This is a genomic window from Pseudoalteromonas sp. TB25, assembly GCF_000497995.1.
GTDB classification, from domain to species: Bacteria; Pseudomonadota; Gammaproteobacteria; order Enterobacterales; family Alteromonadaceae; genus Pseudoalteromonas; species Pseudoalteromonas distincta.
The window spans coordinates 1-8,523 of record NZ_AUTI01000219.1 but is presented as its reverse complement, the minus strand read 5'-3'; the positions used below and the strand labels follow the sequence as shown (position 1 = coordinate 8,523).

The 8,523-nt window shown below is 39.5% G+C and carries 8 protein-coding genes and 1 pseudogene; 4 read left to right on the top strand and 5 right to left on the bottom strand.

The features are described 5' to 3' along the window. Both L652_RS0106150 and L652_RS0106145 read left to right on the top strand, forming a co-directional pair. On the top strand, positions 1 to 816 hold an 816-nt coding region (locus tag L652_RS0106150; RefSeq protein ID WP_024595303.1), incomplete at its 5' end, for an aminotransferase class I/II-fold pyridoxal phosphate-dependent enzyme. A gap of 293 nt (positions 817 to 1,109) precedes the next feature. Then, positions 1,110 to 2,309: an Nramp family divalent metal transporter gene (locus L652_RS0106145; protein WP_024603368.1), complete on the top strand. Its 1,200-nt coding sequence runs from the start codon at positions 1,110 to 1,112 to the stop codon at positions 2,307 to 2,309. 103 nt (positions 2,310 to 2,412) lie between these two features. Here L652_RS0106145 and L652_RS0106140 read toward each other — a convergent pair whose 3' ends face one another. Continuing rightward, positions 2,413 to 2,865, bottom strand: a complete 453-nt coding sequence (locus tag L652_RS0106140; protein ID WP_024595518.1) for a hypothetical protein — start codon at positions 2,863 to 2,865, stop codon at positions 2,413 to 2,415. Here L652_RS0106140 and L652_RS0106135 point away from each other — a divergent pair. Beyond that, entirely contained in the window at positions 2,850 to 4,037 is a 1,188-nt protein-coding gene (locus L652_RS0106135) for a PQQ-dependent sugar dehydrogenase (RefSeq protein WP_024603367.1), read from the top strand. The two genes, L652_RS0106140 and L652_RS0106135, sit on opposite strands and share 16 nt — an antisense overlap. A 300-nt stretch (positions 4,038 to 4,337) precedes the next feature. Here the strand turns inward: L652_RS0106135 and L652_RS0106130 are convergent, their stop codons facing one another. Beyond that, positions 4,338 to 4,745: a hypothetical protein gene (locus tag L652_RS0106130; RefSeq protein WP_024595227.1), complete on the bottom strand. Its 408-nt coding sequence runs from the start codon at positions 4,743 to 4,745 to the stop codon at positions 4,338 to 4,340. Positions 4,746 to 5,072: 327 nt separating this feature from the next. Here L652_RS0106130 and L652_RS01000000123365 point away from each other — a divergent pair. Next, positions 5,073 to 6,007: pseudogene (locus L652_RS01000000123365) on the top strand (IS110 family transposase). A 21-nt stretch (positions 6,008 to 6,028) separates the two neighbouring features. On the opposite strand, the gene L652_RS0106120 reads toward L652_RS01000000123365, so the two are convergent. The 3 genes from L652_RS0106120 to serS all read right to left on the bottom strand — a co-directional run. Next, a complete protein-coding gene (locus L652_RS0106120) occupies positions 6,029 to 6,643 on the bottom strand; it encodes a hypothetical protein (RefSeq protein ID WP_024594525.1) in 615 nt (204 codons plus the stop codon). A gap of 84 nt (positions 6,644 to 6,727) precedes the next feature. Beyond that, positions 6,728 to 7,078 carry a hypothetical protein gene (locus L652_RS0106115; protein ID WP_101217017.1) on the bottom strand — a complete coding sequence of 117 codons (351 nt, stop codon included), beginning with the start codon at positions 7,076 to 7,078 and terminating at the stop codon, positions 6,728 to 6,730. A 420-nt stretch (positions 7,079 to 7,498) separates the two neighbouring features. Then, a partial coding sequence (serS, locus tag L652_RS0106110) for a serine--tRNA ligase (RefSeq protein ID WP_024603366.1) occupies positions 7,499 to 8,523 on the bottom strand: 1,025 nt, incomplete at its 5' end.

Sequence of the window (8,523 nt, the reverse complement as noted above, 5' to 3'; positions counted from 1 at the left end):
GATATGTTTGTTGCCATAAAGCCTGATATCGAAATTTTAAATACAGGCAGCACATCAAAACAGTTTAAATACGTCATTGATTTTAAAGCAGTTGAAAAAACACTAGCAAACGACAGCAGCATAAGCGCGCTGTGCGTATCACGCCCTACTAACCCAACAGGTAATGTAATTACTGATGATGAAGTAAAACACCTTGATTTGCTCGCTAAGCAATATGGTATTCCACTCATTATTGATAACGCATATGGCGACCCGTTTCCAGGTTGTATTTACACCGATGCAAACCTAACGTGGAACTCAAACATTATTTTATGTATGTCACTTTCAAAACTGGGCCTACCGGGTTTACGCAGCGGTATTGTGGTTGCCAATAATGAGATTATTAAAGCAATTGGCCGCGTAAACGGCAGCATGGTGTTATCGCCAAATAGTATTGGTCCAAGCTTAGTGACACGCTTAATTAACGACAACGAACTACTGCCACTGTGCCGCAACGTTGTACTGCCTTTTTATCGTAATAAAGCACAAATCGCGATTGAATTATTTGATGAAGTATTTGCCGAACTACCTGTTTATTTGCACAAAGTTGAAGGTGCATTTTTTATGTGGCTGTGGTTTAAAGATGCAAAAATAACAAGCGAGGTATTGTATCAACAACTCAAAGAACAAGACGTGTATGTGATCCCAGGTCACAACTTTTTTATCGGCATTGACGATGATTGGGCGCACAAGCACGAGTGTATTCGTATTAACTATGCTACCGATGCAGATACCCTAAAAAAAGGCTTAGAAGCGATTAAAAACCTAATAAAGTAAATATACTGATGCCGATATTAATATCGGCATCAGTCATTTAACTCGCTTATATATACGTTTAAAATTCATGCAAACGCACTGTATCCCCTTTAAATTTATATACAAGTTGGTATCCTACGCGCCCTTTTTTAACATATGCTTATAAAAAAGAAATCGTCAAGGAGCGACTACTGCTGCAAGGCACTCACTGTAAGTGACAGCTTTAACACAACAGGCATCGCGTATAATTATTGATTTTAAACGTTAGATGTAACTTTAAATAGCAACATGCATTAGCACTATTAAGGTCAATTATGCGATTAGGACCAGGACTACTCGTCACTGCAGCCTTCATTGGGCCAGGAACAATTACTACCGCCAGCGTGGCAGGTGCAAACTTTGGTTTTGCACTTATATGGACATTACTGTTTTCAGTAGTTGCCACTATATTATTACAATCTATGGCGGCGCGCCTTGGCGTTGCCACCGGGCAAGATTTAGCTCAAGCACTCAGAGCACATATTCAAACGCCTTTATTTAAATCTTTAGCTATATTTTTAGTCATTAGCGCCATTGGTGTGGGCAGTGCAGCTTATGAAGCGGGTAACTTAAGTGGCGCTAGCATGGGATTAATTGAAATATTCCCTCAAGTTAGCTCCCAACTATGGACACCACTTATTGCTTTTTTTAGTGCAGCTTTACTGTATAGCGGCAAACATAAAGTGGTTGAAAACGCGCTAATTTTACTCGTTATTTTAATGAGCTTAGTGTTTATCTCAACACTTGTAATGGCAGCGCCTTCACTGGGTGATGTATTTGCTGGTTTTATTCCTAGTATGCCTGAAGGCTCTATTACAACCATACTAGCTTTAGTTGGTACTACCATTGTGCCGTATAACTTGTTTTTGCACTCCGGCGTACTCGCTGCTAGACACGATAGTAACAGCGACATGCAAAAAGTGATTAAACAAACAAATGTTGATACAGGCCTATCAATCACTTTAGGCGGTGTGATCACTTTAGCTATTTTATCTACAGCTTCAGTTGCATTTTATGGCACCGATGCGGGGCAAATTAGTGCGGCTAACATGGCTGTGCAGCTAGAGCCATTGCTTGGCGATGCCGCTCATTACTTTTTTGCTATTGGCTTATTTGCTGCAGGTTTAACAAGTGCTATTACAGCGCCGCTTGCCGGTGCTTACGCCGTGTGTGGCATGTTAGGATGGTCTAACGATATGAGTAACACGCGCTTTAAAGGCGTCGCTATTGTTATTTTATTGTTTGGTGCTGCTGTGGCGTCACTCGGTTTAGACCCTGTCGCGGTAATTATATTCGCGCAAGCGGCTAACGGGTTATTACTCCCTATTGTTAGCACCTACCTTGTATGGCTAGTTAATCAAAAAGGGGTTATGGGAAACTACACTAACTCTTTGTTATTAAACCTGGTAACCCTACCCGTTTTAATCCTAATTTTTGGGCTAAGTAGCTACAAACTAATTAGTTTAATTTTTTAATTAAATTCTAAAAACCATATTTAAAGCCCGCTGTTTACAATAAACAGCGGCCTTTATTTATTAACCACTAAATAACGTATAAGCCGTACTTATATTCACACATCTAACACGCTTTTTGGTTTTTAGTTGCCTTAACTAATTGCGAAAACGCAAAACCACCTACCGCACCTGCAAGCAGTTGAGCATAAAAACCCCAGCCTCTTGCGCCCGCTATAATATGAATATTCATAATTGATTCAATGGCAATTAACACAATAGCAAATGCCACAATGCCAGCAATAACAAATAGCTGAGTACTGTATTTTTGAACCTTTTTATTAAGCTTTGCGGTAACAAAAAAAGCGATGGCAAGTGCTACGGCAATAATAGCGCCGTAGGTAGGTAATAGGCCTAACCAATCATCAAGCGTTAAACTAGCACGATCACTAAAGCCCACCACTACACCTACATTAACTAATTGATTGACAACGTATTGGCTATGAAACAAGCTAGCTAGTGTGAATGTAAGTAACCAAGAAACTAAAAATGAAGGCAATACACGTGTTAAAAACGACATGGTTATCTCAACTTAAAATAAAGCTTTTTTCTTATACTGGCCATGCTAGCAAAGGCTTGCCCGGTAAACAATGTATCTCTTTTTTTACTCTGCTTTCGCTTTGTGCGTTTTCTGTTAATGCAAGCGCTGCGCTACCAAAGGAGCAATACAGTACACAAACACTGGCTACGCAATTACAGTCTCCGTGGAGCATGGTTGAACTACCAAACGGCACATGGTTAATTACAGAGCGTGATGGTCACGTAGTTATAGTTAAAAACAATGCGCAATCAAGAGTAAAATTAAACCTAACAGGTTTATACGTTGCAGGCCAAGGTGGTTTACTCGACATTGTATTATCACCAGATTATAACGACTCAAAAGAAATTATTTTTACTTATGCCCAAGGTGATGCAAGCGCAAATAGGCTGGTTGTTGCCAAAGCCACGTTTAATGGCACTGACTTTTCAAAGCCTAACGTTATTTATAAAGTAGCGACTGATAAAAACACACCGCAACATTACGCAGGACGCGCCCTTATCCTACCCGACAATACATTATTAGTTTCAACGGGCGATGGGTTTGACTTTAGAGAGCAAGCACAAGTTATCACCAGCCAACTTGGTAAAATATTACGTATAAACCTAGATGGCACCATTCCAACAGATAACCCATTTATTAATCATAAAAACCTAAATGCACATGCTGTCTACTCACTCGGTCATCGTAACCCTCAAGGCTTAGTTTATGATTACGATACGCAGCAAATTGTTAGCAACGAACACGGCCCTGCAGGCGGCGACGAGCTAAACTATTTAACCGCTGGCACTAATNGCTGGCCGGTAATCACCTATGGCAAAGATTACTCGCAAGCGCGTATTTCACCCTTTACCGAATATAAAGGCATGCAAAAACCAAGTGTTAATTGGACTCCATCAATAGCGCCATCAGGCATGGCGTATTACGGCTCTAAACATGCAGCTTTTCCCTCGTTACAGCAACATGTGCTTATCACTACCCTTGTTGATAAAAAACTCTACAGCGTTAATCTGGCAAGTGGTGAATTTACGCAGTCTCACGTATTTCCAGAAGCCGCAGGCAGGTTAAGAGATGTGTTTATAACTGATAAGGGTAACGTCGCGGTATTAACAGACGGTAAAGAGGCAAAGCTGATGTTGTTTCAAGCAAATTAATTCACAAAGAGGATTAGAGGCGCTTCGCTTTTGGAGGATAAAAGCGGTTTCAATAGGCCGTATTAATAAATTTAAGAACTCTGTTGGGTGGCGCCTTCGGCTTAACTAACCTACCTTTTTAAGTAGGTCGGATAAGTGGCGAAGCCACGCCATCCGACAAAAATAGTGAATTAACATCGGACAACCCAACTTACCACGTGCTTTAGAACTTGACGTCTGAAGTCAAGATTTGATCCTTTATTTTTTTAGCGCTTGCTGTCCACCTCAGGGCGTGTTGTTATATGACTTTTACGTTTTAAATTATGACCACAATATATGAACTTTAACCTTGTAGGTTTGCCAATTTATTTGAACCCAACCACCTACAGCGTTCTCTTCTCCAGGGTATATTTCATATTCACTAATAAACTCTGTTATAGATATTGGGTTGTTATCCTTTAACCGTTTTGAGTTACTTATCCAATTTTTGAGATTTGTCTCAGTACTAGTAAACTCCATATCATATGTTCGATTGAATCCACCGCCATACATTTCTATATTAAAGTCTTTAATATTTTCAGGTAAATCTGCTAGTCCACCCCAAGATAAAGTGTGCTTAATAGAGTCATTTACTCGCCAAGGGAACATATAGCTAGAAGTTTCATACCAAATCGTTCCCATAACAAGAACAACCAATATGAAGAAACTCCACAATAATTTTTTTAGCACGGAACATCCCTAGTCATATAAACGCCGTTTTAAGCGGCAAATTGCAGTTGGCTAAAATAAGTGAGGCACGAACAAAAAGCCAACTGTAATTTGTCCGACTTAAAACCCTTCTATGGATAATAAACCCATAAATTAATTAATACTTTAACCAAGTTCGGGTAATATGAGGCTCAAGCTTTGGCTGCCTTTTATACAGTAGTTCGATTGATTGAAGGCTCCTCTATTGAGAGACCGATAACAAGAAAGAACGCTGTATAAACTCCAAGCATTAAACTCGGATAGTCAACGGGGCCTCGAGCCCGAATCGCAAGGCAGAGTCAGCTTATTATGAATACACTCAATAATCAAAATGAAATTAACGTCGGTGTCGATACAGGTAAAACTCAACTCGATATTTACATCCGACCGTTAGATATATATTTCACCGTAGAAAACAATGACGGCGGCATTAAAAACACTAAAAAAGCACCCAATAACGCGTGTTACTATTGAAGCAACTGGGCGCCTTGAACACCCCTTTATCATGGCGTGTGCTCAAGCGAATATTCCTTTCGTTGTTGCTAATCCCGTTAATATTAAACGTTTCGCAGGTGCAATCGGCCAAAAAGCAAAAACAGATAAACTTGATGCGCAGCTCATCGCTCATTTTGGTGAAGCAATAAAGCCACCACTCTCATCTTTAAAGCCAGAGCAGATGCGCTTGATGAGTGATTTACTTTCTAGAAGAAGGCAGTTAATGGATATGCAAACGATGGAGAAAAATCGTTCACAGATAATGCCAAAAACAATATCATCGCTAATAAAGCCTATCCTGACGGCATTAAAAAATCAGATTGACAAAGTCGATTTGAAACTACAAAAGCTCATCAAAGAATGTGACGAATATAAGGTCAAGAATGACATTATTCAAAGTGTGCCTGGCGTTGGTAATGTTGTCGCGTTTAACTTACTTAGTGACATGCCTGAGCTTGGGTGTGTAAACAATAAAGAGGCTGCATCACTGGTTGGTGTTGCACCATTTAATCGAGAAAGTGGTGCTTATCAGGGTAAACGGATGATACGAGGTGGACGGCCAATAATTAGAACCGCAATGTATATGGCAATGATGTCAGCTATCCAATGTAACCCTAAATTTAAAGCTATTTATCATCGGCTANGGGAAACCTAAAAAAGTGGCTATTATTGCCTGTATAAGAAAGCTTATAGTAATCATAAATTCTATGGTGAGGGATGGTGTCATGTGGGATCCTAAAATGGTTTGAAATTAGGAATTGACACCATAGTCACTTGTTAGCACTACTTTTCTCTAAATGTTGAATTACTTTACTATTAAAAGGAATCTTAAAGCTATTTATTGATGTATTTACTGAAAGCATTAGGTTTTGATAAGAACCCGAGCATCTGTTTTTTACATAATCATTAATGCTGTTTTCAGTGTTTGAAGGAAGCACATAAACACCTTGCTCCCCGTAAGCTAACGGCATAGGAAGCTGGTTACCACGCGGATCTAACTGCGCAACCATTAGTGCAACATCAGAATCTTTTGAATAAATAGATAGTGAATTTATATTGCTTGGCTTATTACCAGTTGAAGTTACTTTAACTGTCAAACGCTCAATTATATCTGGCGTGAATACGAAAACATCAAATACATTTGTAAGGTTTTCACCGTTAATTTTTTTTTGTTGTTCAGCTAACCACAGTGAAGTGAAAACGGCTGCTAATGCGCCAAGCCCAGCAACCCAACTTCCCATTGCACTTAAAGATGGAATAAGGATATCTTTTAGAGTGTTTTGTTCAAAGGTAACGCCAAAACTAACGCCAATTATAAAACTCAGCACGGCAATTAAGAGAACAATTACTACTACTGAAATTACCTTAATATGCTTCCAATCCACTGAACCTTCCTTGTAGTGCTAACGCCTAAATAACAGGCTAAAAATAGTGGGCTAAAATGGAGCGGAGCGAACAGCCCGCTGTTTTTAGTCCTTGTTGATTTTCTTGTTATATACCCGTTGATACACAGCTACAGCCTGTTTTGCAGAACTGCTCTTAGTTAACAGATAGTTGACTATAAATATTAAAGGAAGGAGTAGCAAGAAAACTAAGTCGCTGGCATCACTTTTAGAAACTGATGACCAAACGGGAAGACTAAAATTACCACTTAATAATAATGTAGAAATGAAAAAACTTTTTAGGTATCCGTCAGTTTCTTTGTAAATATTAAAGTTTCGGAAAAAAAATAAAGCGGCAACCAAAGCAATTAGACTTGAAACGGCAACCTTTTCGTAGTTTCCATTAGCTAACATTGCAGCTAAAAAACCAGGGTACATTGCTAAGATGGCACAAGGCAGCGCAATTATGTTTATCGGCTTAATGATGCACCTCAACTTCCTTTTAGGGTATATAACAACTTTGTATCCGACGTTTGTCGCTTTATAAACCGACAAATGTCCAAATATTACGAAGGTTCTAATTTAACCAGCTAATAAAGACTTGTAAACAACTAGTTAGCCGATATTTCAGTTTCTTTGATGTAGAAATACCCCAAAATGGTAGAGATCAGTAATATCGGACAAAAAAGTAATGAGCCATAAAAATAGGTGTAAGCGATATTATTAATAATGATAACTTGAATTTTTTCTTTAAGTTTTTGCCTTTAATCTAAAACAAAAAAGCCGCTGTTCATTGCAAATAGCGGCTTTCGTATTAAGATTTACAAGCTTAAAGCTTGTTTAACTTAAACTTGATTTTTATTGTTTACCAATCACTTCAAGTCCACCCATGTATGGGCGTAATACTTCTGGTACTACAACTGTGCCATCGGCTTGTTGGTAGTTTTCTAGTATCGCTACTAGTGTACGGCCAACTGCTAAACCTGAACCATTTAATGTATGTAGTAACTCTGGTTTTTTAACACCTTCACGGCGAAAACGTGCTTGCATTCTACGCGCCTGAAAGTCAGCCATGTTTGAACATGATGAAATTTCGCGGTATGTGTCTTGCGCAGGTAACCATACTTCTAAATCGTATGTTTTAGCTGAGCCAAAGCCCATGTCGCCCATACATAAAATTACTTTACGGTACGGAAGCTCAAGTGCTTGTAGTATTTGCTCTGCGTGACCTGTTAACTCTTCAAGCGTTGCCATTGAGTCTTCTGGTTTTACAAGTTGTACAAGTTCAACTTTATCAAACTGGTGTTGACGAATTAAGCCACGTGTATCGCGACCATAGCTGCCTGCTTCACTTCTAAAACACGGAGTGTGGGCAACTAAGCGAATTGGTAAATCGCTTTCATCGTAAATTTCGTCGCGGGCGCTATTTGTAAGCGGTACTTCAGCTGTTGGAATTAAGCTAAAGCCGGCTTGTTGTTCGCCGTCGTCGTTTACAAGGCCTAATGTGTGGAACAAATCGCCCGCAAATTTAGGTAATTGGCTTGTGCCATAAAGGCTTGCGCTATTTACTAGGTACGGTACATACATTTCTGTATAGCCGTTTTTATCAGCGTGTGTATCTAGCATAAATTGCGTTAGTGCACGGTGCATACGCGCAACTTGGCCGCGCATTACAGTAAAGCGTGCGCCACTAATTTTAACGCCCATTTCAAAGTCTAAACCGTTTAGGTCTTGGCCTACATCTACGTGGTCTTTAACCTCAAAATCGAATTTTTTAGGTGTGCCCCACGTTAAAATTTCAACGTTGTCGTCTTCGTCTTTACCTGCAGGTACTGACTCGTCTGGCAAGTTAGGAATTGCTAAAGCAATGTCGTTAATGGCGG

Coding starts and splice junctions, on each gene's coding strand:
- L652_RS0106145 (WP_024603368.1), top strand. CDS start 1,110: ATGCGATTAGGACCAGGACTACTCGTCACTGCAGCCTTCATTGGGCCA.
- L652_RS0106140 (WP_024595518.1), bottom strand. CDS start 2,865: ATGTCGTTTTTAACACGTGTATTGCCTTCATTTTTAGTTTCTTGGTTA.
- L652_RS0106115 (WP_101217017.1), bottom strand. CDS start 7,078: ATGTACCCTGGTTTTTTAGCTGCAATGTTAGCTAATGGAAACTACGAA.